Annotated in this window: 34 protein-coding genes, 2 tRNA genes and 1 pseudogene; 16 read left to right on the forward strand and 21 right to left on the reverse strand. The window is 62.4% G+C overall.

Annotation, left to right across the window (positions count from 1 at the left end; all coding sequences use genetic code 11):
• Positions 1-90: 90 nt before the first annotated feature.
• Genes carA through GLL_RS18275 form a run of 3 tightly spaced genes read right to left on the reverse strand, consistent with a single transcriptional unit; the run spans position 91 to position 1,917 of the window.
• Positions 91-1,245 carry a glutamine-hydrolyzing carbamoyl-phosphate synthase small subunit gene (gene carA / locus GLL_RS18265; RefSeq protein ID WP_011143532.1) on the reverse strand — a complete coding sequence of 385 codons (1,155 nt, stop codon included), beginning with the start codon at positions 1,243-1,245 and terminating at the stop codon, positions 91-93.
• 57 nt (positions 1,246-1,302) lie between these two features.
• Positions 1,303-1,539 (reverse strand): NAD(P)H-quinone oxidoreductase subunit O, encoded by a 237-nt coding sequence (locus GLL_RS18270; RefSeq protein ID WP_011143533.1) that lies wholly within the window; start codon positions 1,537-1,539, stop codon positions 1,303-1,305.
• A 60-nt stretch (positions 1,540-1,599) separates the two neighbouring features.
• Positions 1,600-1,917 (reverse strand): HU family DNA-binding protein, encoded by a 318-nt coding sequence (locus GLL_RS18275; RefSeq protein WP_011143534.1) that lies wholly within the window; start codon positions 1,915-1,917, stop codon positions 1,600-1,602.
• Between the two features lie 115 nt (positions 1,918-2,032).
• Here GLL_RS18275 and GLL_RS18280 point away from each other — a divergent pair, with 115 nt between their 5' ends.
• A complete protein-coding gene (locus GLL_RS18280; RefSeq protein WP_011143535.1) occupies positions 2,033-2,887 on the forward strand; it encodes an alpha/beta fold hydrolase in 855 nt (284 codons plus the stop codon).
• 1 nt (position 2,888) lies between these two features.
• Entirely contained in the window at positions 2,889-3,359 is a 471-nt protein-coding gene (gene ispF, locus GLL_RS18285) for a 2-C-methyl-D-erythritol 2,4-cyclodiphosphate synthase (protein WP_164929316.1), read from the forward strand.
• Between the two features lie 7 nt (positions 3,360-3,366).
• On the opposite strand, the gene rpe is transcribed toward ispF, so the two are convergent.
• Positions 3,367-4,068 carry a ribulose-phosphate 3-epimerase gene (rpe, locus tag GLL_RS18290; protein ID WP_011143537.1) on the reverse strand — a complete coding sequence of 234 codons (702 nt, stop codon included), beginning with the start codon at positions 4,066-4,068 and terminating at the stop codon, positions 3,367-3,369.
• Positions 4,069-4,179: 111 nt separating this feature from the next.
• Here rpe and GLL_RS18295 point away from each other — a divergent pair, with 111 nt between their 5' ends.
• Positions 4,180-4,533, forward strand: coding sequence for a DUF6464 family protein (locus GLL_RS18295; RefSeq protein WP_011143538.1), 354 nt, complete (start codon positions 4,180-4,182; stop codon positions 4,531-4,533).
• A 6-nt stretch (positions 4,534-4,539) separates the two neighbouring features.
• On the opposite strand, the gene GLL_RS18300 is transcribed toward GLL_RS18295, so the two are convergent.
• The 4 genes from GLL_RS18300 to GLL_RS18315 form a co-directional block, all read right to left on the reverse strand.
• Positions 4,540-4,965, reverse strand: coding sequence for a universal stress protein (locus GLL_RS18300; RefSeq protein WP_011143539.1), 426 nt, complete (start codon positions 4,963-4,965; stop codon positions 4,540-4,542).
• 193 nt (positions 4,966-5,158) lie between these two features.
• On the reverse strand, positions 5,159-6,247 hold the full coding sequence (gene leuB, locus GLL_RS18305; RefSeq protein WP_011143540.1) for a 3-isopropylmalate dehydrogenase: 1,089 nt from the start codon (positions 6,245-6,247) through the stop codon (positions 5,159-5,161).
• Between the two features lie 61 nt (positions 6,248-6,308).
• Entirely contained in the window at positions 6,309-6,650 is a 342-nt protein-coding gene (locus tag GLL_RS18310) for a cupin domain-containing protein (RefSeq protein ID WP_011143541.1), read from the reverse strand.
• A gap of 15 nt (positions 6,651-6,665) precedes the next feature.
• Positions 6,666-6,920 (reverse strand): hypothetical protein, encoded by a 255-nt coding sequence (locus GLL_RS18315; protein WP_011143542.1) that lies wholly within the window; start codon positions 6,918-6,920, stop codon positions 6,666-6,668.
• Between the two features lie 132 nt (positions 6,921-7,052).
• On the opposite strand from GLL_RS18315, the gene GLL_RS18320 reads away from it, so the two are divergent.
• Together GLL_RS18320 and GLL_RS18325 are read left to right on the forward strand one after the other, a co-directional pair.
• Positions 7,053-7,919 carry a M48 family metallopeptidase gene (locus tag GLL_RS18320; protein ID WP_011143543.1) on the forward strand — a complete coding sequence of 289 codons (867 nt, stop codon included), beginning with the start codon at positions 7,053-7,055 and terminating at the stop codon, positions 7,917-7,919.
• A 37-nt stretch (positions 7,920-7,956) separates the two neighbouring features.
• Positions 7,957-8,037 (forward strand) — tRNA-Leu (locus GLL_RS18325).
• Positions 8,038-8,130: 93 nt separating this feature from the next.
• On the opposite strand, the gene GLL_RS18330 is transcribed toward GLL_RS18325, so the two are convergent.
• From GLL_RS18330 to GLL_RS18340, 3 genes are all read right to left on the reverse strand, one after another.
• Positions 8,131-8,517 carry a type II toxin-antitoxin system VapC family toxin gene (locus GLL_RS18330; protein WP_011143544.1) on the reverse strand — a complete coding sequence of 129 codons (387 nt, stop codon included), beginning with the start codon at positions 8,515-8,517 and terminating at the stop codon, positions 8,131-8,133.
• Positions 8,517-8,756: a type II toxin-antitoxin system Phd/YefM family antitoxin gene (locus tag GLL_RS18335; RefSeq protein WP_011143545.1), complete on the reverse strand. Its 240-nt coding sequence runs from the start codon at positions 8,754-8,756 to the stop codon at positions 8,517-8,519. The genes GLL_RS18330 and GLL_RS18335 overlap by 1 nt, the downstream gene beginning before the upstream one ends.
• An 80-nt stretch (positions 8,757-8,836) precedes the next feature.
• Entirely contained in the window at positions 8,837-9,502 is a 666-nt protein-coding gene (locus GLL_RS18340; RefSeq protein WP_011143546.1) for a ferric reductase-like transmembrane domain-containing protein, read from the reverse strand.
• Positions 9,503-9,671: 169 nt separating this feature from the next.
• Between GLL_RS18340 and GLL_RS18345 the strand changes: the two genes are divergently transcribed.
• The 4 genes from GLL_RS18345 (at position 9,672) to GLL_RS18360 (ending at position 11,985) form a co-directional block, all read left to right on the forward strand.
• Positions 9,672-10,025 (forward strand): hypothetical protein, encoded by a 354-nt coding sequence (locus GLL_RS18345; RefSeq protein ID WP_164929317.1) that lies wholly within the window; start codon positions 9,672-9,674, stop codon positions 10,023-10,025.
• Positions 10,026-10,405: 380 nt separating this feature from the next.
• Entirely contained in the window at positions 10,406-10,753 is a 348-nt protein-coding gene (locus GLL_RS18350) for a hypothetical protein (protein ID WP_011143548.1), read from the forward strand.
• A 106-nt stretch (positions 10,754-10,859) separates the two neighbouring features.
• Positions 10,860-11,723, forward strand: coding sequence for a pentapeptide repeat-containing protein (locus GLL_RS18355; protein ID WP_231848255.1), 864 nt, complete (start codon positions 10,860-10,862; stop codon positions 11,721-11,723).
• Between the two features lie 190 nt (positions 11,724-11,913).
• Positions 11,914-11,985, forward strand: a tRNA-Met gene (locus GLL_RS18360).
• A 163-nt stretch (positions 11,986-12,148) separates the two neighbouring features.
• Here the strand turns inward: GLL_RS18360 and gloA are convergent.
• Positions 12,149-12,583, reverse strand: a complete 435-nt coding sequence (gene gloA / locus GLL_RS18365) for a lactoylglutathione lyase (RefSeq protein ID WP_011143550.1) — start codon at positions 12,581-12,583, stop codon at positions 12,149-12,151.
• 334 nt (positions 12,584-12,917) lie between these two features.
• Between gloA and GLL_RS18370 the strand changes: the two genes are divergently transcribed.
• The 7 genes and pseudogenes from GLL_RS18370 (at position 12,918) to GLL_RS18395 (ending at position 20,215) form a co-directional block, all read left to right on the forward strand.
• Positions 12,918-16,595, forward strand: coding sequence for a chemotaxis protein CheB (locus tag GLL_RS18370; protein WP_011143551.1), 3,678 nt, complete (start codon positions 12,918-12,920; stop codon positions 16,593-16,595).
• Positions 16,588-17,562, forward strand: a complete 975-nt coding sequence (locus tag GLL_RS23035) for a response regulator (RefSeq protein ID WP_011143552.1) — start codon at positions 16,588-16,590, stop codon at positions 17,560-17,562. Before GLL_RS18370 ends, GLL_RS23035 begins: the two co-directional genes overlap by 8 nt.
• 294 nt (positions 17,563-17,856) lie before the next feature.
• A complete protein-coding gene (locus GLL_RS18375) occupies positions 17,857-18,084 on the forward strand; it encodes a hypothetical protein (protein ID WP_011143553.1) in 228 nt (75 codons plus the stop codon).
• A 101-nt stretch (positions 18,085-18,185) separates the two neighbouring features.
• Positions 18,186-18,500 carry a DUF1816 domain-containing protein gene (locus tag GLL_RS23800; protein WP_011143554.1) on the forward strand — a complete coding sequence of 105 codons (315 nt, stop codon included), beginning with the start codon at positions 18,186-18,188 and terminating at the stop codon, positions 18,498-18,500.
• Between the two features lie 71 nt (positions 18,501-18,571).
• A pseudogene (locus GLL_RS18385) lies at positions 18,572-18,784 on the forward strand (acetolactate decarboxylase); the annotation flags it as partial.
• 128 nt (positions 18,785-18,912) lie between these two features.
• Entirely contained in the window at positions 18,913-19,623 is a 711-nt protein-coding gene (locus GLL_RS18390) for a tetratricopeptide repeat protein (protein ID WP_011143556.1), read from the forward strand.
• A 349-nt stretch (positions 19,624-19,972) separates the two neighbouring features.
• A complete protein-coding gene (locus tag GLL_RS18395) occupies positions 19,973-20,215 on the forward strand; it encodes a hypothetical protein (RefSeq protein ID WP_164929318.1) in 243 nt (80 codons plus the stop codon).
• Between the two features lie 15 nt (positions 20,216-20,230).
• Here GLL_RS18395 and GLL_RS18400 read toward each other — a convergent pair whose 3' ends face one another.
• The 9 genes from GLL_RS18400 to GLL_RS18440 all read right to left on the reverse strand — a co-directional run bounded on the left by GLL_RS18400 (position 20,231) and on the right by GLL_RS18440 (position 26,031).
• Positions 20,231-20,608: a zf-TFIIB domain-containing protein gene (locus GLL_RS18400; RefSeq protein WP_011143557.1), complete on the reverse strand. Its 378-nt coding sequence runs from the start codon at positions 20,606-20,608 to the stop codon at positions 20,231-20,233.
• A complete protein-coding gene (gene truA, locus GLL_RS18405) occupies positions 20,586-21,500 on the reverse strand; it encodes a tRNA pseudouridine(38-40) synthase TruA (RefSeq protein ID WP_011143558.1) in 915 nt (304 codons plus the stop codon). Before truA ends, GLL_RS18400 begins: the two co-directional genes overlap by 23 nt.
• Positions 21,500-21,850, reverse strand: coding sequence for a 50S ribosomal protein L17 (gene rplQ, locus GLL_RS18410; RefSeq protein WP_011143559.1), 351 nt, complete (start codon positions 21,848-21,850; stop codon positions 21,500-21,502). The genes truA and rplQ overlap by 1 nt, the downstream gene beginning before the upstream one ends.
• Positions 21,851-21,852: 2 nt before the next feature.
• Entirely contained in the window at positions 21,853-22,797 is a 945-nt protein-coding gene (locus GLL_RS18415; RefSeq protein ID WP_011143560.1) for a DNA-directed RNA polymerase subunit alpha, read from the reverse strand.
• 17 nt (positions 22,798-22,814) lie between these two features.
• Complete coding sequence (gene rpsD, locus GLL_RS18420; RefSeq protein ID WP_011143561.1) at positions 22,815-23,435, reverse strand: 30S ribosomal protein S4; 621 nt, start codon at positions 23,433-23,435, stop codon at positions 22,815-22,817.
• A gap of 31 nt (positions 23,436-23,466) precedes the next feature.
• The gene (rpsK, locus tag GLL_RS18425) at positions 23,467-23,859 is read right to left on the reverse strand and encodes a 30S ribosomal protein S11 (protein ID WP_011143562.1); all 393 of its coding nucleotides are present in this window, start codon (positions 23,857-23,859) and stop codon (positions 23,467-23,469) included.
• A gap of 22 nt (positions 23,860-23,881) precedes the next feature.
• Positions 23,882-24,265: a 30S ribosomal protein S13 gene (rpsM, locus tag GLL_RS18430; protein ID WP_011143563.1), complete on the reverse strand. Its 384-nt coding sequence runs from the start codon at positions 24,263-24,265 to the stop codon at positions 23,882-23,884.
• A 37-nt stretch (positions 24,266-24,302) separates the two neighbouring features.
• Complete coding sequence (gene rpmJ / locus GLL_RS18435; RefSeq protein WP_011143564.1) at positions 24,303-24,416, reverse strand: 50S ribosomal protein L36; 114 nt, start codon at positions 24,414-24,416, stop codon at positions 24,303-24,305.
• A 64-nt stretch (positions 24,417-24,480) separates the two neighbouring features.
• On the reverse strand, positions 24,481-26,031 hold the full coding sequence (locus GLL_RS18440; RefSeq protein WP_164929319.1) for a tetratricopeptide repeat protein: 1,551 nt from the start codon (positions 26,029-26,031) through the stop codon (positions 24,481-24,483).
• Positions 26,032-26,065: the final 34 nt, after the last annotated feature.

Consider the following 26,065-nt stretch of genomic DNA (forward strand, 5'->3'; position numbering starts at 1 on the left):
TTGCCCTAGGGGAACCCTGGGTGAGTCGCAACCCGACTGAATATTACCCTAAAGTTCTCGATGGTTTGATGAATTGGCCATAGAAAACATCTATAGCTCGACTAGGCTGGCGGCATCCGCCGGCTTTTCGCGCATCAGATCGACGAATTGGGCAAACAGGTAATCGGCGTCGTGGGGGCCGGGGCTGGCCTCGGGATGGTACTGCACCGAGAAGACCGGCAGTTCGCGGTGGCGTAGGCCCTCTACGGTCCGATCGTTGAGGTTGAGGTGGGTGATTTCGATATTTGCCCCGGCCAGCGAGGCGTCATCTACCGCGAAACCGTGGTTCTGGCTGGTGATTTCGACGCGGTTGTTGAAGCTGGCCGGCTGGTTGAGGCCGCGGTGTCCGAACTTGAGTTTGTAGGTCTCGCCGCCCAGGGCCAGGGCCAGAATTTGGTGGCCCAGACAGATGCCGAACATCGGCTTGCGGCTTTTGAGCAATCCCTGGACGGTCTCGATGCCGTAGCGCACCGCCGCCGGGTCGCCCGGGCCATTGGAAAGAAAAATGCCGTCCGGTCGATAGGCGAGGATCGCCTCGACACCGGTATCGGCCGGTACGACGATCACTTCGCAGCCGTAGCTGGCCAGACGGCGCAGGATGTTGTGCTTGATGCCGAAGTCGATGGCCACCACCCGCAGGGGCCGTTCCCCTGCGGCGGCCCGCGTGGCAAGCCAGTCGGCGGCGGTACTTTCCGACCATGTGTAGGGAGCGGCGGTGGTCACCCGGGGCACCAGATCGAGCCCCTGCATCGCGGGAGCCTCCTGCAGGCGGGCGAGCAACGCCTCGGTGGAGAGTTCTGTGGAGATGGCGCCGTTCATTGCCCCGCGGCTGCGCAGGTGACGGGTGAGGGCGCGGGTGTCGATGCTGGCGATGGCGACGATGGCGTGGTCCTTCAGGTAATCCCCAAGACTCTGGGTAGCACGCCAGGAACTGGGCCGCCCAGCGACGTTGTGGGCGATCACCCCGCGCACCTGGGGCCGGTCCGATTCGGCATCTTCAAGGTTGACGCCGGTGTTGCCCAGTTCGGGGTACGTGAAGGCAACGATCTGCCCGCAGTAGCTGGGATCGGTCAGCACTTCCTGATAGCCGGTCATGCCGGTATTGAAGACCACCTCGCCCACACTGGTACCCGGCGCCCCGAACGACCAGCCCTCAAAAGCCGTGCCGTCCTCCAGCACCAGTCGCGCCACCGTTCGCTGCGCCATCGCCCTGCCCCGCTGCCCAAAAATCTTTCCCAAGCTAGCAAATCGGCAGGCGAAGCACTACGAAGTGCTCTCAGCGGCGGCACCGCTCTCGGCAAGCTGGTCCTGGCGCAGCCAGACGGGCGGCGTCGGCACCGCACCGAACTTGATCAGTGCGTAGTCCCCGCGCATATCGAGCACCTCTCCGTCGGTCTCAAACAGATAGGACGGCCAGCGGGTGTCGTTGGCGAGCGCCTCCAGGCTGTTGTCGAGTTTGTCGCGCACGGCGCGCACGAGTGAACCTTTTTTGATCGGCATCGTTATACGTAATCAGGTAATAATTTCAAACTAGCAGCAACAGGTAGATTGTCGGGCGGCTCACGCCTCGGGCGGGTGCGGCAGGACGCGCAGCCGCTCGCGCAGTGCCTGGGCAGGGGAGAAGACGGCGTTCCAGGCGGCAGGAACCAGCACCGGCTGGCCGGTGCGCGGGTGGATGTTGGTGCGGGCGGGGCGGCGGCGCACTTGAAAACTGCCGAACCCGGACAGCTTGACGGTGCGGCCCTGGGCAAGGGCGTCGGCGATCACCTCGAGGGCCGCATCGAGGGCGGCGCCGGCGGTCTTCTGGGTCAACCCGTCGACCCGTGAGGCCATCTGCTGGAGCAGTTGCTGCCGGTTGAGCGGTTCTAGATAGTTCATGGGTGGTAGAAACAAAAAAGTGGCCTGGTGTAAACCGGACCACTCATTATTAGCTTGGGTGGGGAGGCGCATGGACCCAATGCAGGCATAGTGCAAGATCTCGCCAACGGGTTCTGTGTTGCAGACTACCGCCGCGTTAGGCTGGAAGCACGAACGGATCGCAGCTGGAGCGCACACCCTGGTTTATACCTTTGTCGAGCGAACCCAAAATTGGGACGACGCCAGTATCTATAGTCGCACGGCCGGCAATGGCCCGCCGGTGTTGCTTGTGCACAGCCTTGGGGGCACCTCCGAGCATTGGCGCTTTACAATGCCGTTTCTGGCGCAGCGAGGCTTTGGAGCGACTGCCCTCGATCTGCCGGGCCACGGCGCCTCGGGGATGCCCGCAGGAGAACTCAGCCCCCGCTGGCTGGGGGCTGCCCTCGCGAGGTCTTTACAGCAGCCGACTCTGCTGGTGGGCAACAGCCTCGGGGGTTGGGTGGCTCTGCGCGCCTACCTCGAACGCCCGCAAATGGTGCTTGGAATTTGTCTGGTGGCGGCTGCCGGTCTGGAGGGCATGCCCACCCGCCCAGAAAAGCTGACCCTTGGCCCCAGCGGCGTGGACCTGCTGGGTGGTCTGCTCGCCACCGCCTTCTATCGGCCCGAGGCTCTTTCTGAAGAGGTGCGCGGCAGTTTCTGGCGCGGCGTCATCGCCCCCGCCCTGCTGCGGCTCAGCCCCCAGGGAACGCTCGACAGCGCGGCCCTCGCCCGGGTGCGCTGCCCGGTGCTCGTTGTCTGGGGCAAAGAGGACCGCATTTTGCCGGTCAGTTGGGCAGAAAAGTTCGCCCGCGCCCTGCCGCTGCACAAGCTCGCCGTTCTCCCCGACTGCGGACACCTGCCCCAACTGGAGTGCCCGGACGCTTTTCACCACGAATTGCTCGCCTTTGCGGAGGTGTTTCGCCCCAGAATGGGTGGCAGTGGGAGGGTTTGAAATGCGCATCGGCAACGGCTACGACTTTCACCGCCTGGTCGAAGGGCGGCGCTTGATCTTGGGGGGTGTCGAGATTCCCTACCGCCTGGGCCTGCTCGGTCACAGCGACGCAGATCTGCTCACCCACGCGATCACCGACGCCCTTTTGGGGGCCGCCTGCCTGGGCGATATCGGCCGACACTTCCCGCCGGGCGATCCCCAGTGGCAGGACGTCTCGAGTCTGCTGCTGCTTTCGAAGGTGCTCGAACTGGTGCGCGGGCGCGGTCTGCGGCTTTCGAACGTCGATGCGGTGGTGGTGGCGGAGCGGCCGAAGCTCGCTCCCCATATCCCGGCCATCCGCCAGAGTCTGGCGGGCGCATTGGGTTTACCCCTCGACCGATTGAGCGTCAAGGCCACGACCAACGAGGGCCTCGGCCCCGTGGGCGAAGGCCTTGCTATGGCCTGTCACGCGGTGGTGCTCCTCGAAGAATAGGCAGGCGCTACACCTGGGCGGCCACTTCCACCGCCGGGCGGTGGCTGGCGCGCACCCCTTCGATCGCCTCGGCGTAGCGGGCCGGGCCGACCCCAAACACTCCCGAGCCCGAGACGATGGCGTTGGCACCCACCTCGAGCACCTGCCAGGTGTTGGAAGGCTTCAGGCCGCCGTCCACTTCGATCCACGGGTCGAGGCCGCGCTCCTCGCACATCGACTTGAGCCGGGCAATCTTGGGCAGCACCTGCGGAATGAAGCTTTGGCCGCCGAAGCCGGGGTTGACGCTCATGACGAGTACCAAGTCGCACAGGTCGAGGACGTACTCGATGAGGCTCAAAGGTGTGGACGGATTGAGCGACACACCCGCCTGTTTGCCCAGTTCTTTGATCTGCGAGAGCGCCCGGTGCAGGTGCACCGTCGAGTTGTGTTCGCAATGGACGGTGATGATGTCGGCACCCGCCTTGGCAAAATCGGCGATGTACTTCTCGGGCTCGACAATCATCAGGTGCACATCGAGCACTTTCTGGGTCACCGGCCGGATCGCCTTGACGATGAGCGGTCCAATCGTGATGTTGGGCACAAAGCGCCCGTCCATGACATCGACGTGGATCCAGTCTGCTCCGGCTTCATCAATGGCATGAATCTCCTCGCCGAGGCGGGCAAAGTCGGCCGACAAAATCGACGGGGCGACAACAACGGGCTTGGCCATGGGTCGAGAACCTCCTGGTGCGTCTGCCCCCCAGTTTACTACTTTTAATTAAGGGGACCGGTTCAGCCGTCAGGTTATGGCGAAGTAAACAATCAGCTAACATATTGCAATATGAATCTGTTGCCGACCCAGATTTACCGCGCCGATACCGCCCAGTGTGTGGCTGAGGTGATGGTTCCTCCCACGCAGCAGCCCGGCAGTTTTGTTGAGGTCGAAGGGGCAATCTACGCGGTGCTCGAACGCCGCCACCGCTACAGCCTGCGCTGCGGGCGCTACCGCCTCGACCGCATCGTGCTCTATGTGCAACCGGCCCAGGGCACCCTGGGCGAGCGCAAACTCCACCAGGGCCACTGGGTAATCGGCGATCCGACTTGCCGCTTCAACGCGCGCTCGGCGCTGATTCGCTGCGCCCAAAACCCGAGCGGCCCCTGCGACGGTTGCCGCTACTACGAAATGGCGGAATAGCGGGCTTTAGGAGCGCACGACGTACACCGAGCAGGGGGCGTCGGCCACCACCTGGGAGCTGACCGAGCCCTGGATGATGCGGGTGAGACCCTTCAGGCCGCGCGAGCCGATCAAAATCAATTCGCAGCGATGGATCCCCGCGAGGCGCACGATCTCCTCGGCGGCATCGCCGGTGACGATCTCCTGGGCGGTGGGATAGTCGATCTCCACACTCAGCGTGTCGAGCCAGCTTTCGGCCTCGACGGCCATCGGCACCCCTTCTTGCTGGGTGTGGGGCACGTCGGCCTCGACAAAATCTTCCGAAGTCGGCGGCGGCACGATGTGGGCGAGCACCACCAGGCAGTTGGGCGCCAGGTGCAGGTGCGAGAGCGCCTCGATCACCCGCCAGGCGAACTCGGAGCTGTCCACCGCGACCAGGACGTTTTTCAGCATAGAAGTTTCCTGTTCCCGTCCGAGGAGGGGAGCGCTCTGCTCGATGGTTTTCGGGTCGGAACTGCGCAGCCTGCGCCTTGTAAACATAGTCCACTCCAATGCTCGCCCGGCACGCCTGGGCTTTGAAATCTTAGCAAGACCGCTCAAATAACGATCACCTCAGCAATCATCGTTCAAATCTGAGCCAACCCGCTCACGCACGCTCGAAGGCGGCGAGCAGCTGCTCGCCCATCGCCCGGCAACCGACGATTTGGGCGCCGGGGGCGGCGATGTCGCCGGTACGGTAGCCTTGCTCCAGGACCGTCTGCACCGCCCTTTCGACAGCCTGGGCGGCCTCGGGTTGCCGGAGGCTGTGGCGCAGCAGCATCGCCCCCGAGAGCACCTGGGCCAGTGGGTTGGCCTTGTCCTGGCCCGCGATGTCCGGGGCGGAGCCGTGCACCGGCTCGTAGAGCCCCGGGCCGCCGCTGCCCAGCGACGCCGAGGGCAGCATGCCGATCGAGCCTGTGAGCATCGCCGCTTCGTCTGAGAGAATGTCGCCGAACATGTTCTCGGTGACGATCGTGTCGAACTGGCGGGGCCGGCGCACCAGCTGCATCGCACAGTTATCCACGTACATGTGCGTCAGTTCGACATCCGGGTACTCGGGGGCAAGGCCCACAAGCACTTCGCGCCACAGTTGCGAGACTTCGAGCACGTTGGCTTTATCGACCGAACACAGTTTGCCCCGCCGTTCCCGGGCCGCTTCAAAAGCCACCCGGCCGATGCGCTCGATCTCAAAGGCGCTGTAGCTCATCGTGTTCACCCCCCGGCGCCCGCCTTTTTTCTCCGGGAAGATGCCCTTCGGAATGCCGAAGTACAGGCCGCCCGTCAGTTCGCGCACCACCAGAATGTCCACCCCTTCGACCACCTCCGGCTTGAGGGCCGAGGCGGCGACGAGTTGCGGCAGGATGCGCGCCGGGCGCAAATTGGCAAATAGCCCCAGACCGGCGCGCAGGCCGAGCAGAGCCTTCTCGGGGCGTTTGTCCGACGGGAGGGTGTCCCACTGCGGGCCGCCCACCGCCCCTAGAAACACCGCGTCGCTCGCTTTGCACAGTTCGAGGGTCGCAGCCGGGAGCGGTTCGCCGGTGGCATCGATGGCCGCCCCCCCGATGGGCGCTTCTTCAAAGTCGAATGCGAAATCGAACCGGCGAGCGGCGGCCTCCAGCATCGCCACGCCCACCTGGACAATTTCAGTGCCGATGCCGTCGCCCGGCAGCACCGCGATTTTGTATCTTCCGCCCAACGCTCTGACCCTTTGCTGCTTAACGGGAGCAAGCCATCATCGCCCACCTGCAATCGGCGAGTCAATCTTCGTCGCGACCATGCACCTGGGCAGGGGGATAGGTTGCTTCGACGGCGCTGAACGCTTCGAGGATCTTGTAGGTATGATCCGAGCCTTTGGGTACTACCCACGAATCGCCCGCTTCGAGGAGCACCATCTGCCCTTCGATGTGCAACTCCGCCCGGCCTGCAATCACGTAGCCCACCGTCTCGTAGGCACGGCTGGTGGCGGGTTTGGCTTCGGCGGGCGGCTCGTTCTCCCAAAGGCGCATCGAGACGTGAATACCCGAGGCCAGGTACTTCTGGCCCTGCTTGCCTTTGGGGGAAGCCTGGGAACTAATCTTGGTCACGGAAGTATCCGCCATCGTTCTTCTCGGTAGTTACAGCTCGTCCTGGGATTCGGGGGCCACCACAGCTCCCTCAATAGCGGGGTTCGCGCCGCTGTCGGAGGCCAGTTGGTCGAAGCTCGTCAGGTCGATGCCGATGGCGCCGCAGGCTTTGCGCAATTCGCTCAAAAAAAGTGCCTCGTCCCGCCCGTAGCCGCTGCGCGTACAGGCGACGGCCATCCCCAATCCGGCGTTGGCTTTGGCGCAATCGATCAGTTCGCTGCCTCTGAGCGGTGCCGGTGCAGCCACAGTAGGTATCCAGTCGTTGCCACCCGCAGTCTAGGTCTTTGCTGGGGCCGGCCCCTCTACCCAGCGGCGGAGGGAGACACTTGCAGATGGGGGCGCTCGGTTACCCTGGAGAGAACCCATTCGGTCAGGCCCATGTCCAGAAAGCATTTCAGCGGTCTCCATCCCGACAGCTTCCGCCATCCCCTCGACACCCAGGCGACCCGGTCGCTCGCCGCGTTGCCGGGTCTCGACTGGCTCATCCGCTACGGCCTGGCCCCGGCGGCGGGACGGTTGTTCTATCTGGAGAACATCTCCTCGAGCATCCGGGTGGGCGAAAAACAGCTTCCCCACCTGCACGCGCTGCTGCGCGAAGCCTGCGCGGTGCTCGACATCGCCGAGCCGCAACTTTACGTCAAGCAGCATCCGGTCCCGAACGCCTACACTTTTGCTGTGCCCGACGAGCGCGCCTTCGTGGTCGTGCACACTTCGCTGTTGGAACTGCTCACCGACGCCGAAATTCAGGCGGTGATCGCCCACGAACTGGGCCATCTCAAGTGCGACCACGGCGTGTACCTGACTTTGGCCAATTTGTTCGTGCTCGCCACCGCCCAGATCCCCCAGTACGGTCCCCTGCTTGCCCAGCCTCTGCGTCAGGCGATGCTGGGCTGGTTGAGGTCGGCGGAATTCAGCTGCGATCGGGCCGCCCTGCTGGTCACCCAGGATGTGAAAGTGCTGGTGTCGCTGATGATGAAGCTGTGCGGCGGTTCGCCCTCGCTGGTGCACAAACTGGATGCCGAAGCCTTCCTGGAACAGGCCCGCGCCTACGAGGCGGTGGACGAGGACGAATTGAGCCTGGCGCTCAAAATCGCCGCCAACGCCGAAAAATCCCACCCGGTACCGGTGCTGCGGGCTAAGGAGATCGACCGCTGGACGCGCTCGGAGAACTACCGCCGCCTGATGGGAGGCGAGCACTATCGCCCGCTGGAGCGCGAGAGCGCCCGCCCCGTCGCTGCTGGCTGAAGACCGCTGAGGCCGCCTATAATAGGTCGGCACACCCGCCGGTGTGGCGAAATGGTAGACGCAAACGACTCAAAATCGTTCGCCGAAAGGCATGTCAGTTCGACTCTGACCACCGGCATTGTACTTGCAAATCGCGAACGGAGACTGAAAAGGTGTGGCAGTGGCTTGCTGCACAGGCCAAGTTCGTGCTCGTACTCCGCAGCCGCAACCTTTACCAAACGCGCTGTAGATCATACTTTTCGAATACCGAATCGGCAGAAGCGACAACCAACCTTTCCTCCAGAGCTTGGGCGATGATCAGCCGGTCGAACGGGTCTCGATGGTGAAATGCCAGACCGGAGACACGGACAATATGGCGAAAATCGATGTCCAAGGTTTGAAAACCGTTGATGAGCAGCTGTTCGGGAATAAAATTTTCGAGCGCACTGGGTAGCTTGAGCTTGCCGAGGCTGGCCTTGATGGCCATCTCCCAACAACTGGCCAGGCTCAGCAAGCAGACATTTTGCGGGTCTGCAACGGCAGTACGGGCAGATACCGACAACTGTGGCGCGTCCTCGACCCACCAGAGAAACACGTGGGTATCGAGCAGCAGGCGCATCAAACGTAATCCTCGAAATCCTCCGGCGTTCGGTCAAAATCTGGTGCCATCCAAATTTGCCCTTTAGCCGAGCCGGGCTTGCGTGGGGCGTTGGCCTGCTCGATGGGCACCAGCTTGAGCAGTGGTTTGTGATCTCTGGCAATGATCACCTCCTCACCAAGCATGGCCCTCTGCACCAACTCGGAAAAATGCGCTTTGGCTTCAGCAATATTGAACTGGGGCACGGCGGTGTTGGTCATTTAGAGTGACTACAATCGTAACCTTGTCTCCCTTGCCAAGACCAGAAGAAAAAAGCATGGGCGGTTGGCAGCTGCCGCGCCTACGGCTCAGCCTTGCCGGAGTTGTCCGCCCGGCTGCGCAGCCGCCACACCCAGAGCACTCCGCCTAGAAGCGCCAGGCCAAAGGCGAAAGTGAGGGGCGTCTGGGCCACCAGCGGGTAGTGCACCCCGGTACCGAGCGTATGTAACACGATCAAAAACGCGGCAAAGAAAACCCCTTGGTGCAGACCCTTCCAGGCGCCTTTTAACGTGCGCACCGCCCAATCGGTACTGGTGAGCGCCAGGGGCAGCATCGCCAGCAGCGCAAAGATGCCCAGCTCGACCCCAAATTGCATGTCCCGCGGCAAAAAGAACATCCCGTCCAGGCTGCCGCCCAATACGTGCTCGATTTGCGACCAGGTGTGCAACACCGAGAAAGCGAAGGTGAGCAGCCCCAAATAGCGCCGCTCCTGCAACAGCCCCGGCAAAAAGCGGTTCAACGGCCGCGCGGTGAGGGTGAGCGCAAGACCCACCAATGCCAGATGCCCTTCTACCTCGCTGAGCCGTTGCTGGATAAGGTGATCGCTCGCCTGAAAAAAACTGGCCCCGATGCACACCAAAAACGCCCCCGCAAGCAGCCATGTGACCTTGCGGCCGTCGGTGGGGCCGCGGCTTTCGGCGCTGGGAGCCTGTTGATCCTGGGTGGGCGGGCTGGGTCGATCCGGCATAGCTGGCCTGGGCTTTCCTACACGCTATAGCCCCTGGGCCGCTTTCGGCCATTTCTTAAGGCGCGTTTTTGCCGACACCGCCGGCAAACCCATAGGCCACTTGACACCCATCCACTCAATCGTTACACTTGTTTGCAGAGTTAATTAACAAAACTTCATGGAGTGGGTTATGTTCACGGCGAACGCAACGCCCAGGGTGCAGGAGAACGGCCAGGTCGAACTCGACCTTGAATTCAAGGCTTTCTTCGTCAACCTGGTGGAACGGAGTCACCGCGAGGGCCTTTCTCTGCCACGCATCAAAGAGGACATCGCCACCGTGCGCCGCGAATTGGATGTGCCCGGCGTCGAGGAGTGGCCCCTGGAGCAGTGGGCCGAAGAGGCGATCTTCGCCCTCAAGCGCCGCGGGAATCAGCCTTTGCGGGCGGTCGAGCCGAAGTCCAACCTGGTAGTCTGCCAGCTGTGCGGCAAGGTCGGCCCCTACCGCGAGACCAACTGCGCCTCTTTCTGTCCCTACGGCGTCTAAGTTCGCCAACGGACGGCCAGGTTCAACAAGTTGATCTCAAAGGGCAGGGTGCACGGGCGCTCTGCCTTTTTGTTTCATCGGCTTCGAGTAATCAATCATCGCTTCAAATTGGGCTTCAGAAGGCTACGAACCTTGCCGGGCAAGCCCCGATGGTTGTGTTGCCTTTTGTGCCGCGATTGAAGGTTGTTTTTCTTTACGACCGGCAATCTGGCGGTGGGCTTCAGATTGCTGTCCATGAAGAATTGAAGCAATTGGCGTGGGTTGGTCAAATTGGCTGCCCGCTATCGATAGCATGTGGTGCAAATGGCCGTTTCAAGCTTCCTGTGCATCACCGGAAGGCGGCCTTGTCTTTCAAAGCACCCACCTAATAGAGAGGGCCTATGCAAGGTTTTGTCCTGTCCCAGCAGACGGAGCAACAGCGCGACCGGGTCGAACTCGACCTGGAATTTAAATCGTTTTTTATCGAACTGGTCGAGCGCAGCCATGCTCAGGGCTTGCCCCTGGAGCGAATCATCGACGATATCCGCACCGCCTGTTGCGATTTGGGTGTGCTCGGTCTCGACGAATTGACCATGGTGCAGTGGGCCAAAGAGGTGGTCGCCTCACTCGAGCGGCCCGCTTTTGAGGCCACCCCCGGGCAGGCCGGACTGGTGGTCTGCCACCTGTGCGGCAAGATCAATCCCGCCTTCGAAACCAACTGCGCAAGCTTTTGCCCCCACAGCGCCTAGGGCGCGCCCGGCGGGAGCACCCTACTGCCAGCGCGCCGCCGGCCCGGTGGCTGGGTGCCGGTGCCGCTGCTAGGCTGGGCGCATCGGCATTACTGTGCAATCGCTTGTGTTCGAGCCCGCGCCGAAGCTGGAAAATCCGCTGCGCCTGGAGGTGCGCTCTTTGCGAAGAGCGCACCTGGCTGGGGCGCGGCTCAAAAACGCCGGCATCAACAGCTGCGATCTCACCGCTGCGGATCTGACGGGGGCGGACTTGCGCGGCGCCAAAGTCGGGGTCGCCTGGCAGCGGCTTTTGTTTGTCGTCTTTGCGGCGGCGGCCGGGGCGCAGGTGGGCGTCGCCCTCGCCCAGCAGGCCGGGCTGTGGTCGGCGGCGGTTCTGGGGGCGCTGGTGGGATTCGACATCTTCTGGGCGGGGGGGCTATCCGACGATTTACCCGAGCGGGTTTTTGCGCCGGGCGACGAGCGGCGCTACCGCTGCGAAGAACCGGACGGCCCGGCAGGACTCGGCCTCAGGGTGCCGCTGGTGCTGGCCGGGGTGGCGCTGTTGCAGGTGGCGCTGCTGTTGGGATGGGCTCCGGCGGACCAGAGCGTGCCGAGAGTCGCCGCCCTGGCGGCCGGGGTGGCGGCCGTCGCTTTGCTGGCCTTTGCCTACCGGCGCTGCTGGATCTTCAAGACGGTCCTCAAGAACGCCGATTTTTCAGACGCCGACTTGAGCGGTGCACGTCTTGCCCATATCGACCTGCGCGGTGCCCGGCTGGTGCGCGCTTTCGCCCGTGAAGCGAATCTGCAGGGGGCGGATCTGCGCGGAGCGGACCTCGAACTGGCCGACCTGGTCGGGGCGGATCTGCGCGATGCGAAGCTTGAGGGCACCAATCTGGAGGGGGCGTGGATGCCCGACGGCCGCACTTTCAGCGGCAGTTTGGCCGATCATGTCCTCTATCCCGAGCAGGCGGATAAGCCGGATAGCGACTGAAGGCTGTTTGCAAACTATCGCCCTGCCGAGACTTTCTGAGCCTTGGCAGGCGCACTGTAGGTTGTACCGGCCTCGGTCGATTCAAGCCTCCAGAGTGATCGAGGCCCTTCGATATTTGCCTGGAAGCAGGGTTGGATTTCGTTGGCAGACGGGAATGAATCTGGCATAATTAGAGATTGCGTCCTCTCTCGGCACAGTAGCTCAGCGGTAGAGCTAGCGGTTCATACCCGCTCGGTCGCGTGTTCAAATCACGCCTGTGCCATGTATACAAAAATCAGAACCTCGACACTTTCGCTGAAGCTAAACTCAAAGCTCTACAGGAAGGTGCCCGGTGGTACGCCTGCCGCAGAGAGCAGCGCGGGCCTCGGCGAAGATGTTCAGGCATGGTAGTCCTCCGGCCGCAATAATTGCGAGGCCAGCTATCTTCAAGAATTGCCGGCTCTGGCCATTGCGACCTCTTCTGCAGTCTGCGGCGATGCACTTTTCTGGATGAGTTCGATCTTGTAGCCGTCGGGATCTTCCAGAAATGCAATCACCGTGCTGCCGTGCTGCATCGGGCCGGGTTGGCGCACGACTTTGCCGCCCCGGGCGGTCAGTTCGCTGCAGGTCCGGTAAATGTCCTCGACACCGAGGGCGATGTGGCCGAAGGCGTCGCCCAGGTCGTAATGGTCGCGCTCCCAGTTGTGGGTCAGTTCGATCACCGCGCTGTCCGCCTCGCTGCCGTAGCCCACGAAGGCGAGGGTAAATTTGCCGTCGGGGTAGTCTTTTTGGCGCAGCAGTTTCATGCCCAATACATCGCAGTAGAAAGCCTTGGAAGCCTCCAGATCGCGCACCCGCAGCATCGTGTGAAGAATCCGCACGGTCGTTCCTCCTTCAAAGGCCCCTCCAGTGTACCTTCCGGCCCCAAGCGGGCAGGCGCTCAAGGCAACCTGCGCCTCCGGAAGCACAGGGTATTTTCTTGGCCCCAGCGACCCGCTGTTTCAAGACGGATCCCGCCAACCGGGTGCAGTACACTGGCAGCAAGGCTTCTGGCGATCGGCACAGGCTTTCATCATTGCAAACTTTTCGAGCATCGCCTTTACTTGATGATTAACCCCGCTGTCTGTTACCGAGCGTTCATCTCCTCACAGTTACGACGCGACCTTGGCTATGGCCTGGGTAGGGTAAAGCTTTAGCAACGGGAGGAACGCAGCTGTGGACGTGGGCCGAGAACCTGAGCAACAGCAGCCTGGCGACCTTGATCTGTTTGCGGTGGTCGGGATCGGTGCGTCTGCCGGGGGATTGGAAGCTTTCACCCAGTTGCTGAGCCACCTGCCAAACCATACGGGCATGGCGTTTGTGCTGGTTCAGCACCTGGATCCGAGCCATCGCAGCCTGCTTGCTGAATTGCTGTCGAGGACGACCCAGCTGCCGGTGGTCGAGGTGCACGATGGGATGACCCTGGAAGCGGATCGCGTCTATGTGATTCCGCCCAATACCCAGATGACCCTGGCGCGCGGGGCGCTGCAACTGGCACCCCGCGAGAAGGTCCAGGGCCGGTACATGCCGATCGACGCTTTTTTCCGTTCGCTGGCACAGGAGCGGGGCAGCCGGGCGATCGGTGTTGTGCTCTCAGGAAGCGATGGCGACGGTGCCCTGGGATTGGAGGCGATCAAGGCGGCCGGCGGGATTACCTTTGCCCAGTGCGAGGCATCGGCACAGTTCAGCGACATGCCCCACAGGGCTGCGGCGACCGGTGTCGACTTCATCCTGCCCCCGCAGGCGATTGCCGAGGAACTGGTCAAAATCAGCGCTCATCCTTACGTGATCCCGGCCCGATCAAACATGCCGGCGGACGAGGAGGCGCTGCCCTCCGTCTTCGCGCTGCTGCAGGCCGCCACGGGAGCCGACTTTACGTACTACAAGCGCACCACTTTGCTGCGGCGGCTGCGGCGGCGGATGGTTCTGCACAAGCTGGAGCGCCTGGTGGACTACGTTCGTCACCTGCAGGACAACCCCGGCGAGGTGCAGACGCTGTACGAGGAGATCCTGATTTCGGTCACCAGTTTCTTTCGAGATCCCGATGTCTTCGCAGCGCTGCAGGAAAAAGTCTTTGCGGGCATCTGCCAGGGCAAGGCGGCCGGTTCGCCCATCCGGGTCTGGGTGCCAGGCTGTGCCACTGGTGAAGAAGTCTATTCGATCGCCATCACCTTGCTGGAATGGCTGGGACCGCAAGCGCACGAGACCCCCATCCAGATCTTCGGCACCGACATCAGCGAAGCTGCCGTCGAAAAGGCCCGACTCGGTATCTACAAAGAAGAGGCGGTCGCGAATGTCTCACCTGGCCGCCTTCGACAATTCTTTGTGCAGGTGGCGGCCGGCTATCAGATCGGCAAGTCGGTGCGCGAGCTGTGCGTCTTCGCGAGACAAAACCTGAGCAGCGATCCACCCTTCTCCAACATGGATCTGATCAGCTGCCGCAACGTGCTGATTTATTTGGAACCGACTCTGCAAAAGCGGGTGCTGCCGATTTTTCACTACAGCCTCAAGCCCACGGGCTTCCTGGTGCTGGGTAGCTCGGAGAGCACAGGAGAATTCACAGACCTGTTTGCCGTGGTGGACAAAAAGCACAAGATCTACACCAGAACGGCGGCTCCCAGCCGCTTGAGCTTTGACTTCGTCACCGGCGACTATCGCCTCGCCCGGGCGAGGCGCGGTGGGCTGACCGGCGAGGCCACCTGGGCCGGTTTGAATATCCAGCAACAAGCCGACCGGATCGTCTTGAACCGCTATGCCCCGGCCGGGGTGCTGACGAACGACCGGCTCGAAATCCTGCAATTTCGCGGAGAGACCGGTGCCTACTTGCGCCCCGCCCCGGGCGAGCCGAGTTTCAACTTGCTGAAGATGGCCCGGCCCGGCTTGCTGCCGGAACTGCACACGGCCATCTACCAGGCGAAAAGCCAGGAAGGTGCGGTCGAGAAAGCGGGTTTACGGGTCGAAGGCAACGACGGACCGAGGCACATTCGTATCGTAGTGATCGCTTTTAAGGTTCCCCCGGCCGACGAGCGCTATTTTCTGGTGCTGTTCGAAACGATGGACCCGGTCATGCCTGCCGCACCGGAAGCCCGCCATCGGCACGACAGTGACCAGAGGATCGATCCGGAGCCTGAAATCAGCCGGCTCCGGCAGGAGCTGACGATCGTCAGGCAGGAGTTGGTCCACACCCAGGCCTATCTGCAATCGATCATCGAAGAACAGGAGGCCACCAACCAGTCCCTGACGACGGCCAACGAGGAGATCCTTTCGAGCAACGAGGAGTTGCAGAGCACCAACGAGGAACTGCAAACCGCCAAAGAAGAGATCCAGTCGGCCAACGAAGAATTGCGCACGACCAACGAGGAACTGCAAAGCCGCAATCTCGAAGCCCGTCAAGTCAACAACGACCTGCTGAATCTGCTCAGCAACGTCAACATTCCGATTTTGATGCTGACCAACGACCTGCGCATCCGTCGCTTCACCCCGGCGGCCCAGAGACTTTTCAACTTGATCGCGACCGACGTCGGGCGATCGCTCAGCGACATCCGGCTCAACTTCCACGCCCCCGATCTGGAGGAGTCGCTGCTGGAGGTGATCGACACCCTCAGCCCCAAAGAACGGGAGGTTCAGGATCTCGAAGGGTACTGGTATCTTTTGCGCATCCGGCCCTACCGGACGGTCGACCATCAGATCGATGGGGTGGTGCTGGCGCTGGTGGATATTGACGCCCTCAAAAACAGCGCGCAGTTGCTCGAAGCGGCCCGGATTTACGCCGAGAGCATCGTCGAGACGGTGCGGGGACCGCTGTTGGTGCTCGATTCCGACCTGCGGGTAAGAACGGCGAACCGGGCTTTTTATCAAACTTTCCAGACAGTACCGGCGCAGACGGAGGGGCAACGGCTCTTTGAGCTGGCGGGTGGTCAGTGGGACATCCCGCGGCTGCGCCTGATGCTCGAGAACCTGCTGCTCCACAATGCCCAACTCCTCGATTACGAGGTGGAGCATGACTTTGAGAACGTCGGCCGTCGGGTCATGCTGCTCAATGCCCAGGAGATTTTGGCGCCTGAGCAGGACCGCTTGATCTTGTTGGCCCTCGAAGACATCACCGAGCAAAAGCGGACGCAGCAGAGTCAACAGATGGCCCTGCAGAAGGAGTACGAACTCAACGAACTAAAATCGCGCTTGATTGCGATGACTTCCCACGAATTTCGCACGCCCCTCAGCACGATCATCCTCTCGACCCAACTGCTTTCCAGTGACAGTCCCCACCAATCTGCCCAGAAGCGGCTCAAGCAACAGCAGCGCATCGAGCGGGCCATCGAGCAGATGACCGACCTGCTGGACGGCATCTTGAGTATCGGCCAGGCCGAAATCGACCAAGTGCAGATCCGGCGGGTGCCGCTCGATCTCGAAAGTTTCTGCCGTCAACTCGTCGAGGAAATGCAGGCGGCGCCGGGCGGCGCCCACCGGCCCGCTTTTGAGAGCGCCGGACAGTGCCGGGGCGCCAACCTGGATGCCGTCATGCTCCGACAGATCCTCAGCAACCTGCTCACCAACGCGCTCAAGTATTCCGCACCGGACAGCACAGTCCGTCTGCAGCTCGCCTGCCGGGATGGGCAGGCCGTCTTCACGGTCGTCGATGAGGGCATCGGCATCGCTGTCGAGGATCAAGAACGGCTGTTCGAGCCCTTCTACCGGGGGCGCAATGTCGCCAACATTCCCGGCTCCGGCCTCGGTCTTGCCATCGTCAGGAGGCTGGTCGAGCTGTTAAAGGGGCGGCTCGCCTTCGAAAGCCGTCCCCAGCAAGGAACCACGTTCACCGTTGCCCTGCCCCTCGAGGAGCCGGCCGATGACTGACATTCTCGTGATCGAAGATGATGCCCTCGTCCGGGAGAGCGTCCTGGAAGTGCTCGAAGCCCAGGGCTTTCGGGCCATCGGCGCCCAGAACGGACAGGTGGGCCTTCGCCTCGCCGAGGAGCACCTGCCGGACTTGATCCTCTGCGATATCCTGATGCCCGGCCTCGACGGCTACGCGGTGCTGGCCGCGCTGTCGGACAATCCGCTCACCCAGGGGATTCCCTTTGTTTTTCTGACGGCGAGGGTGGCGAAGCTGAATTGGCGGCAGGCGATGGCCATGGGTGCCGACGATTATCTGCCCAAGCCCTTTACTGCCGAGGAGTTGCTGGAGACTGTCGCCATCCGGCTCAAAAAGCACGCGCTGCTTCGCTCCCTCCCAGATACTTTCAACACAAAAAAACCGGCGGCCCCACCGCAGCATTCCATCTCCCATTTTGCTCCCAACCAGGGCATTCCCCTGCACCCGGACAGTTTCTGGCAGGTACACCACGGCCTGGTGAAGCTCAGCGCCGCCCTCGTCGAGGGTGAGCCGGTGGTGGTGGGCTGGGCCGTTGCGCCGATGCTCTTCGGGACCGATGCGGTCGAATCGGAGGTGTATTACCAGGCCTCAGCCGTGGGCCGGGTCGAACTTGCAAAATTCTCGGCCCAGGAGGTGGCCGCATCGCCCCATATGGCCCAAGCCCTGCTCTCCCGCCTGTATCAGAGCAATGCCTTGCTGGCTGTCTGTGGCCAACGGCGGGCCGATGACCGGCTGCGGGGGTTGTTGCTGCTGCTCAAACGGGAGGTGGGGGAGCCCTGCAGGGGGGGCACGCGGCTGCGGGTCCGCTTCACCCACCAGGACCTGGCCAATACGATCGGAACGGCCCGCGCCACGGTCACCTTATTGCTGAACCGGTTCAAACAATGCGGCTGGATTGCCGTCGAGAGCGATCGCCGCCTGTGCATCTCGGATGCGCTCCCGCACTGAGCGGTGCGCCATGTTGCCCAGCAACCTCCTGAATTCTGCCGTCGCGTTAGTTGACGACAACCTGCCAATAACAACTTTTGTATCATCTGGACAGGCTTCTGGGAGCTTCCCCCTTCCATTGTCCCTACAGGCGTTCCTACTGAGGGCGTAGTCCACAGTTCAGTTCATTGTTAGAAAATTTTACACACTCGCCCTGGCTCCTTTTTTCCTCAAAGAAGGCGCGGTGTATTGTGCATCACCCCTGCTTTGAGTGATGCGGACTGTTGACAGGCGTTCACAGAGGAAATATCAACCATGGGATCCATGAAGTACAGAGGTTGGACCATCGCCACCAGCAAGGCGAGCGAGGGTTTCGTGGCGTTGCTTACCGATCCCGACGGTAAACGATTTGACGAACCGCTCGTTTTCTTGGCGAGTCCGGAGCTGGCCGAACTTTATGCCCGAAATTTCATCAACTGGTACATCGATCTTGAGGAGGAGCGTCGGATGACAGAAGGTTCGATGCGCACATCTATGATCTAGCGCCGGGCCTCTCCAAACGGCCGGCTCCACGCCCCCGCATCAATCCATTGGAGCCTACAAATCGGCTTCAGATGTTTACAAACAATTGTTGGAGTTTAACCATGTACGGACAGACAAGCAATACGTCGGACGCCCGGGATGGCGATTGGTGGTTGGAAGTGACCACAGACGAGCCCTTCTTGTACGCATTCGGTCCCTTTGACAGTCCGGAAGAAGCTGCGCAATCCGTCGGCAGGTACGTCCCCGACCTTACGTCCGAGGGGTGGCAGGTGGTGCGCCAGAAGGTGCTCCGGCAAGAACATCTCTCCGACCAGTTGCCTCCCAGATTCAAGGGTGTACTGCTTCAGGCGGCCCTTTTCAGAGGCTGGAAATGCCGTGGCGCAAGAAGACGACAAGCGACACGAGGTTTAAAATAAGCCAATCAGGGTGGAAGTTGTGGTTTCGCGATATCGAGGGCACCCTGGCCGGCTTCTGAACGCCGCCCTTTGCGGCGGGGATCAACGTACCCGGCTACCACCTGCACTTTATCAGCGCCGATCGCAAACTCGGCGGCCACTTGCTTGAGTGCACGATCGGGCAGGTGACCGTGCAGGTGCACCACACCCCCGAGCGGCACCTGGCGGTGCCGCGCTCACCGGAATTTCAGCGGGCCGACTTGGCTGCGGACACCGGCGCGGAACTGGACCGGGCCGAGAAATAGTTCCCCCATCGCCGAAAATTTCCCAATTTATGTAACACAACACACAAAAAGCGTGGACAGCCTGTGGATGCTCTCCTAGGTTGGAAATTGTTCGCTCAGAACGGTTTCTTTTTGGAGGTGCATTGGCCATGGTTACGAACGTTGTGCGGGCGCTGAGGCAGGGTGCTTGGATCGCCGGTTTCGTTGCCGTTGGGCAGTTGGCGTCGATGGCTGCCGTTTCTGCCGATCCGGTTCAACTGCGGTTGCAGCCGCAGCGGCCGACGGCGGCGGTCAACCCGATCGATTTCGGAGCCAACCGCTATATCCTGACCGACGAGGCATTCGCTCAGGCAGTAAGCGAGTATCTGCAGGGCCGGCCCGATCGGGCAGTGGTGCAATTTGGCGAAGCGGTGCGGCTCGATCCGAAGGACGGACCGGCCTTCAACAACCGGGCCAACGCCCGCACGGCCCTGGGCGATTCCCAGGGGGCGCTCGCCGACTACGACCGGGCGGTGGAACTGGACCCAGGCTACGCATTTATCTACTTCAACCGGGGAATCACGAAGAGCGGTCTTGGAGATCGGCAGGGGGCGCTCGCCGACTACGATCAGGCCCTCGAGATCGATCCGCTCAACGTGTTTGCCTACAACAACCGGGGCATTCTCCGCTATAAACTCGGCGACCGCGCCGGGTCGCTCACCGACTTCGACCGGGCGCTCAGGCTCGATCCCACCTACGCTTTTGCCTACCACAACCGCGGTATCGTGCGCTCCAAGTTGGGCGACAGTCGCGGGGCGGAGGCCGATTCACAAAAGGCGGCGGAACTCATGGGCAAGTCGCCGCGCCGGCGGTCGGCCTGAAGGTCTCCTAGGCGTCGCAACGGCCAGCTCTGTGGCCAAAGTTTGTTCGATTTGTCGAGTGCTAAACCGGATATTCGACGCCTCGTTTCGTGGCCTACCTTACAGTAGAGTGGGAACTGTGGTAGCCGCGTCGAAGCACAAAAAAATGGCGGCGGTTGATCCCATCAGGATCGCCGCCACCACATCCTCCCTACTTGGCTATGTGTATGGAATTAAATTGTACAGCATTCCTGGAGAATTACGGGAGTTTATTTTGAATCATTTGGCGAGTCCTACCACCCGGTACGCTACGGTAGGAAAGATCTACGTCCCGCCAGGGTCGGGCGCCCGTTCACCGAGAGGAGCGATTGTGGAGGAGGAGTTTCGTTACCAAACCGAAGACTGCGTCGTCGTTTGCCCGGAGTGCCAGGCGAGCAGCGCCGGAGATTTGCAGCCGACCCTCAAGAGGCTCGCCGGTTGTCAGAACTGCAAGCAGGACATCGACGAGGACGGCGAATTGAGCGGCGTCGGCGATGCCATTCTCAGTGCCCTGTCGCGTCGGTACGGCTCCGCGGTGGTCTGGCAGGAGTGGAAAGCGATCTCCAAACTTTGATCCGGGGCATCCGGCTCAATCCGGCAGGATGTAGGTCACAAAAAAGTTCTTGAGGTTGGCAAGCAAGCCCTTTTCGCGCAGACGGTCGAGTTCGCCGCCGTCGAGCCAGCGCCCGCCGCAGGTGGGGCAGACGTCCATCTGTACGTCCGCCGCCTTCACGTCGTTGACCATGTCCAACAGGGTGCCGTCGCGTGGGCAATTGAGCGGCACGATCGTCCGCCTGCCGCCCGGTCTGCCGCTGAGCTTGATCCCCTCCAGGTTTTGTTTTGCTACCAGGGCGGTCATTTCGCTCACATCGAACCAGATACCGAGGCAGTTGGGGCACTGATCGACTTCGATGTCGTCGGATTTGACCGTCTTCAGTTCATTGTCAGTGCAGCGGGGACATTTCATGGGGCGGTCGCTCCTCTCGAGATTCCAAATCGCCATTTCCCAGTCTAGCTTCTGGCTTTTCCTGCCCAGTATGACATCGGGCAAAACCGATTCCGTTCGTCTTGAACGGATCGTCCGGGTAGCCCACCCCCACCAGACACAGTCCCTGGGGTGGGGCGGCGTACTTGACTTGTTCGCGGTTGCCGGCCTGCCACAGACCGGCGAAGCGCTCCACACTCCAGCGCCCCGACCCCACCTCGGCCAGTGCTCCAATCAACAGGCGCATCATCCCGTACAGAAAACTGTTGGCCCGCACCCGAATCGCGATTTGCTCCCCCTCGCGGGTACACTCGGCTGTATAGACATGGACCAGGGAGTGGGGGCGGCTGGAGCCGGCGCGGCGAAACGCCCGAAAATCGTGGTGGCCCGGCAAAGTGGCCAGGGCTGCCGCCACCGCTTCGCTGTCGAGGGGGCAATAGGGGTAGTACCAGCTCTGGGCGCGCACGAATAGGTCGGGCACGGTGCTGTTGTGGATGCAGTAGCGGTACTCACGCCACAGCGCGGTGAAGCGCGCGTGCCAGTGGTCGCTCACGTAGGCCGCCGCGCGCACGGCGATGTCGTCGGGAAGCAAGCTGTTGAGACCGCGCACCCAGGTCTCGGGGGCCAGCTTTTTGTGGGTATCAAAGTGGACGACCTGGCCGCTCGCGTGCACACCGGTGTCGGTGCGCCCCGCCGCGTGGTAGCGCACCGGATGGCGGGCGATGCGCTCGGTCGCTTCCTCCAAACACTGCTGCACTGTGCGCTGACCCGGCTGCCATTGCCAGCCAAAAAAATGTCCCCCCAGGTACTGCACCCGGAGGGCAAGGCGCGCCGGTGCGCCTTCTACGGCGCCGCCCACCGCATCCACGGACATCAGACCAGTTCGATAATCGCCATCGGGGAGTTGTCGCCGCGGCGGGCCACCGTGCGCAGGATGCGGGTGTAACCGCCGCGGCGGCTACCGTAGCGCTCCTGGGCGGCGGCGAAGACCGATTGGACCAGTTCAGGGTCGTACAAAAATCCGCTCGCCTGGCGGCGGGCGGCCAGGGAGCCGTCCTTGGCGAGGGTGATCATCCGATCGGCCTCGGAGCGGATGACCTTGGCGCGCGCCAGGGTAGTGCTGATGCGACCGTGGCGCAGCAGTTCGGTGGTGAGGGTGCGGATAAGGGCGTCGCGCTGGTCGGCGGGGCGACCCAGTTTCGGTACGCGGCAGCGGTGTCTCATGGCTAACTCCTGGCCGGTTTGTCTTTGGGAAGGCTGAGGCCCATCTTATCCTGCAGGGCTTCGATCACCTCTTCGGCGGACTTCTGGCCGAAGTTTTTGATCTCAAGCAGGTCTTCTTCGGTGTATTCGAGCAAGTCGGCAACCGTATTGATTTGGGCGCGCTTCAGGCAATTGTAGGCACGCACCGACAGCTGCAACTCCTCGATAGGCACCTGGCCCACGGTGTTCGGGGCGCTGCGCTGCGGTTCGGCCGGGGGCTCGAAGGTAATCTCCTGCAGGGGCCGAAGCTGGTCGACCAAGATCTTGGCTGCCTGGGAGAGCGCTTCTTGGGGAGAGAGCGAGCCGCTGGTCCAGATTTCGAGGGTGAGGCGGTCCTGCTCGACATTGGCGGCGGAGCGCTCACTCTCGACCGTCCAGTTCACCTTGCGCACGGGCATGAAGATCGCGTCGATCGACAGGTAGTCGATGGCGGCCCCGTCCTCGCTGCCGCGCTCGATGGCGCGGTAACCCTTGCCCCGCTCGATCTGAAACTCCATCTCCAACTGGCCGTCTTCGGCGAGGGTGGCGATGTAGTGGCGCGGGTGCACCACCTGCACCTCGGTGGGCAGTTCAAGATCGGCAGCGGTGACGCGCTTGGGACCCTGCACCGCCAGTCGGCCGATCTGGATGTCGCTGGTGTAGGAGCGCAGCACCAGTTCCTTCATGTTGAGCAGGATATCGAGGACATCTTCGCGGATGCCCTTCATAGTGGCAAATTCGTGGTTGACCCCGGTGATGCGCACGGCCGTCACCGCCGTGCCTTCGAGGTTCGACAGCAGCACACGCCGGAGGGCGTTGCCCAGGGTGGTGCCCTGGCCCCGCTCGAGCGGTTCGAGCACAAATTTGCCGTACTGGCCGTTGTCGGCCTCGGTCCGCGTTTCTACGCACTCAATGGTGTATTGCGCCATAGCCTCTCTCCTCGCCGCTAGCGGGAGTAAAACTCAACAATCAACAGTTCCTGGACCGGCGTATCGATGTCCTCGCGCTCGGGAAGGGCCTTCACCGTGGCAGCGAGGGTCTCGCGGTTGGCTTCGAGCCACTTGGGAGCCTGGGGCAGGCTGGCCGCTTCGAGGGCCTCTTTGACAAAGGCGGCCGAATTGGGCATGACGGTAATCGCATCCCCCGGACGAACCCGGTAGCTCGGGATCGAGACGCGCCGGCCGTTGACGGCAAAGTGGCCGTGGTTGACCCACTGACGCGCCTGGGCGCGGGAGGTGGCAAAACCGAGGCGGTAGACGACGTTGTCAAGACGTCTCTCGAGCAATTCCAGAAACTTGGCGCCGGTGTTGCCCGTGGCGCGGCTGGCATCGGAGAAGGTGCGGCGAAATTGCTTTTCGAGCACGCCGTAGCTCCAGCGCGCTTTTTGCTTTTCTTTGAGGCGGATGGCGTATTCGCTGAGTTTTTGGCGCGCCTGGCCGTGCACGCCGGGGCGGAAATTGCGCCGTTCGATGGCGCACTTGGGCGAGGAGCAGCGAATGCCCTTGAGGTAGAGCTTCATGCCGACGGCGCGGCAAAGCTTGCAGACGGGACCGGTGTAGCGAGCCATGTTCTTTAAATACTCGAGAACGGATGGTGGTTTAGACGCGGCGGCGCTTGGGCGGGCGGCAGCCGTTGTGGGGAATCGGAGTGACGTCGCGGATGAGGGTAATCTCAAGCCCCACCGCCTGCAAAGCCCGGATGGCCGTCTCCCGGCCGGCGCCGGGGCCGCTGACCATCACCTCGCACTGGCGCATGCCCGAGTCGATGGCCCGGCGGCCGGCCGATTCGGCCGCCTGCTGAGCGGCGAAGGGGGTGCCTTTTTTGGCGCCTTTGAAGCCGCTGGAGCCGGCAGACGCCCAGGAAATCACATCGCCGACGGTATCGGCAATAGTGACGATCGTGTTGTTGAACGTGGATTGAATGTGGGCCACACCACTCGGCACATTGCGCCGAACTTTCTTTTTCTGCCCGCCACGGGTTGGTTTCGCCATTGAATCGATCCTGGTTGGGGTATTACTTCTTGGCGGCGGCTTTTTTCTTGCCGGCCACGGTCTTGCGCCCGCCTCGACGGGTACGGGCGTTGGTGCGGGTGCGCTGACCGCGCACGGGCAGGCCGAGGCGGTGGCGACGGCCGCGCAGGCAGCCGATATCCATCAGGCGCTTGATATTGATGTTCTCGAAGCGCCGCAGATCGCCTTCGACCTGATACTTCTGTTCGATTTCCTCGCGCAGGAGGCTGACCTGGACGTCGGTCAACTCGCGCACGCGCAGGTTGGGATTGATGCCGGTGGACAGTAGAATTTGGGTGGCTCTGGAGGGGCCGATACCAAAGATGTAGGTGAGGGCAATTTCGACCCGTTTTTCCCGGGGAATGTCTACGCCTGCAATACGCGCCATGGATGGATGGTTTCCTCTGGTTTGCTGATGGTGCCGCCTAGCCCTGCCGCTGCTTGTGCTTGGGGTTCTCGCAAATGACCATGACCCGCCCCTTGCGGCGGATCACCCGGCACTTCTCACATATCGGTTTGACGGACGCACGGACTTTCATAGCTGGCCGCAAATTGTGCAGATCCTAGCTTAGTGATCGACTGCGGGTACTGTCAAGGGTCGTCTCAACGCAGGCTGCGCAGCACGACGATCCAGCCTTCGACCGCCCGGCCTCGCTCGGTGCGCAAAATGGCCCGCTCGGTGCTCACCGCCACCAGAGCGGCGGCGGCGGCCTCCTTGTGCACATAATCGAGGGCATGGGCGTAGCGGCCGTTGGGGAGCAGGGTGTAGCCCGCTTCGCCCGCTTCGACCGAGCAAGCGAGCACGCCCCCCGGCACCAGGGTGAGGGCCGCGGCGGCGAACACGGCGGCCAGGTCGCCCACGTAGGTGAACACATCCGCCGCGACGATCAGGTCAAAGGCGTCGTGGTGCCGCCCCAGCCACTCGGTCATCTCGCCCACCGCCAGATCGTCGTAGACGCCGCGCGCGCGCGCTTTGCCGATCATCTTGGCCGAGAGATCCATCCCCACCAACCGCTGGGCCAAAGGCCGCAAAAGCGGGCCGCAAAGCCCGGTGCCGCAGCCGAGATCGAGGACGTTCAAGAGTCCCTCGGTGTGGGGAGTGGCGGCTTGGACGGCCCCCACGAGCAGTTCGGGCGCCCGGTAGGCCAGTTCCCCGGTCAGGTGCCGGTCGAAGCGCTCGGCGTATTCATCAAAAAGAGCCGCCACGTAATCCGGGTCGGTCATGGCCGGAGTGGGAGCGCCGCCCACCGCCGCCAGGTAGTGGCGGGCCTCGGCGTAATCGGGTTTGAGGCGCAGTGCTTCGGCGTAGCACTCGGCGGCTTCGGCCAGTCGGCCCGCGTCGCGCAGGGCGTTACCCAGTCCGCAGTGGGCTTCAGCCAGAGCCGGTGCCAGTTCAACCGCCCGGCGGTGCTCCTCGATGGCCGCGTCGCCCTGGCCGCTTGCCTGCAGGGCGTGGGCCAGGTTGACGCGCGCCTCCACCAGGTCGCCTTTGATAATTAGGGCGGTGCGGTAGACAGAGATTGCCTCGGCGAGTTTTTGCTGGGAGTGCAGGAGCAGACCGAGGTTGTAGTAAGCCTCGGCAAAATCGGGTTGCAGCTGAAAAGCCCGCTTAAAACAAAGGGCGGCTTCTTCTAATTGGCCGCGCTCGCGCAGGACCACCCCGAGATTGTTGTGGGCTTCGAGGTAATCCGGTTCGAGGGCCAACGCCCGCCGGTAGGAGGCGATCGCATCATCTAGATTCCCCAGTTCGCGCTGGACCGCCCCGAGATTGTTGTGGGCTTTGACGTACTCGGGTTCGATGGCGAGGGTGCGCTGGTAGCAACCGAGCGCCCCTTCGAAGTCCCGCTGCTCCTGCAGGGCGGTCCCCAGGGCAAAGTGGGCGTCGGTATAGTAACTACGCAGCTCGATGGCGCGCTGAAAATGGTGAATGGCTTCTTCGCCCTCGCCGCGCGCCTGCAGGGCAAGCCCCAGGGCAAAGTGGGCCTCGACATAATCGGCCTGAAAGTCGAGCGCCTGGCCGTAGCGGACAATCGCTTCGGCCAGGCGTCCCTGCCGGTGCAGAACCAACCCCAGATCGAGCAGCTCCGCAGCCTGGGCCATGGCCGTGGACGGTCGATTGTCACGGCGGGGGGGTTTGCCAAAACCTCGGGGCATTGGTGTAGACGGTGGGTACGCCGCTCTCATGGTA

The sequence above is a fragment of the Gloeobacter violaceus PCC 7421 genome, from assembly GCF_000011385.1.
Classification (GTDB): domain Bacteria; phylum Cyanobacteriota; class Cyanobacteriia; order Gloeobacterales; family Gloeobacteraceae; genus Gloeobacter; species Gloeobacter violaceus.

Coding starts and splice junctions, on each gene's coding strand:
- GLL_RS18330 (WP_011143544.1), bottom strand. CDS start 8,517: ATGCGCCTGCTGCTCGATACCCACGTGTTTCTCTGGTGGGTCGAGGAC.
- GLL_RS18275 (WP_011143534.1), bottom strand. CDS start 1,917: ATGAACTATCTAGAACCGCTCAACCGGCAGCAACTGCTCCAGCAGATG.
- rplQ (WP_011143559.1), bottom strand. CDS start 21,850: ATGAGACACCGCTGCCGCGTACCGAAACTGGGTCGCCCCGCCGACCAG.
- GLL_RS23035 (WP_011143552.1), top strand. CDS start 16,588: ATGACTGACATTCTCGTGATCGAAGATGATGCCCTCGTCCGGGAGAGC.
- GLL_RS18415 (WP_011143560.1), bottom strand. CDS start 22,797: ATGGCGCAATACACCATTGAGTGCGTAGAAACGCGGACCGAGGCCGAC.
- rpsM (WP_011143563.1), bottom strand. CDS start 24,265: ATGGCGCGTATTGCAGGCGTAGACATTCCCCGGGAAAAACGGGTCGAA.
- ispF (WP_164929316.1), top strand. CDS start 2,889: ATGCGCATCGGCAACGGCTACGACTTTCACCGCCTGGTCGAAGGGCGG.
- rpmJ (WP_011143564.1), bottom strand. CDS start 24,416: ATGAAAGTCCGTGCGTCCGTCAAACCGATATGTGAGAAGTGCCGGGTG.
- GLL_RS18375 (WP_011143553.1), top strand. CDS start 17,857: ATGGGATCCATGAAGTACAGAGGTTGGACCATCGCCACCAGCAAGGCG.
- GLL_RS18440 (WP_164929319.1), bottom strand. CDS start 26,031: ATGCCCCGAGGTTTTGGCAAACCCCCCCGCCGTGACAATCGACCGTCC.
- GLL_RS18300 (WP_011143539.1), bottom strand. CDS start 4,965: ATGCTGAAAAACGTCCTGGTCGCGGTGGACAGCTCCGAGTTCGCCTGG.
- GLL_RS18270 (WP_011143533.1), bottom strand. CDS start 1,539: ATGCCGATCAAAAAAGGTTCACTCGTGCGCGCCGTGCGCGACAAACTC.
- GLL_RS18335 (WP_011143545.1), bottom strand. CDS start 8,756: ATGACCAACACCGCCGTGCCCCAGTTCAATATTGCTGAAGCCAAAGCG.
- rpe (WP_011143537.1), bottom strand. CDS start 4,068: ATGGCCAAGCCCGTTGTTGTCGCCCCGTCGATTTTGTCGGCCGACTTT.
- GLL_RS18400 (WP_011143557.1), bottom strand. CDS start 20,608: ATGAAATGTCCCCGCTGCACTGACAATGAACTGAAGACGGTCAAATCC.
- GLL_RS18340 (WP_011143546.1), bottom strand. CDS start 9,502: ATGCCGGATCGACCCAGCCCGCCCACCCAGGATCAACAGGCTCCCAGC.
- rpsD (WP_011143561.1), bottom strand. CDS start 23,435: ATGGCTCGCTACACCGGTCCCGTCTGCAAGCTTTGCCGCGCCGTCGGC.
- GLL_RS18345 (WP_164929317.1), top strand. CDS start 9,672: ATGTTCACGGCGAACGCAACGCCCAGGGTGCAGGAGAACGGCCAGGTC.
- truA (WP_011143558.1), bottom strand. CDS start 21,500: ATGTCCGTGGATGCGGTGGGCGGCGCCGTAGAAGGCGCACCGGCGCGC.
- GLL_RS18350 (WP_011143548.1), top strand. CDS start 10,406: ATGCAAGGTTTTGTCCTGTCCCAGCAGACGGAGCAACAGCGCGACCGG.
- carA (WP_011143532.1), bottom strand. CDS start 1,245: ATGGCGCAGCGAACGGTGGCGCGACTGGTGCTGGAGGACGGCACGGCT.
- GLL_RS18390 (WP_011143556.1), top strand. CDS start 18,913: ATGGTTACGAACGTTGTGCGGGCGCTGAGGCAGGGTGCTTGGATCGCC.
- GLL_RS23800 (WP_011143554.1), top strand. CDS start 18,186: ATGTACGGACAGACAAGCAATACGTCGGACGCCCGGGATGGCGATTGG.
- rpsK (WP_011143562.1), bottom strand. CDS start 23,859: ATGGCGAAACCAACCCGTGGCGGGCAGAAAAAGAAAGTTCGGCGCAAT.
- GLL_RS18310 (WP_011143541.1), bottom strand. CDS start 6,650: ATGGCGGATACTTCCGTGACCAAGATTAGTTCCCAGGCTTCCCCCAAA.
- GLL_RS18295 (WP_011143538.1), top strand. CDS start 4,180: ATGAATCTGTTGCCGACCCAGATTTACCGCGCCGATACCGCCCAGTGT.
- GLL_RS18320 (WP_011143543.1), top strand. CDS start 7,053: ATGTCCAGAAAGCATTTCAGCGGTCTCCATCCCGACAGCTTCCGCCAT.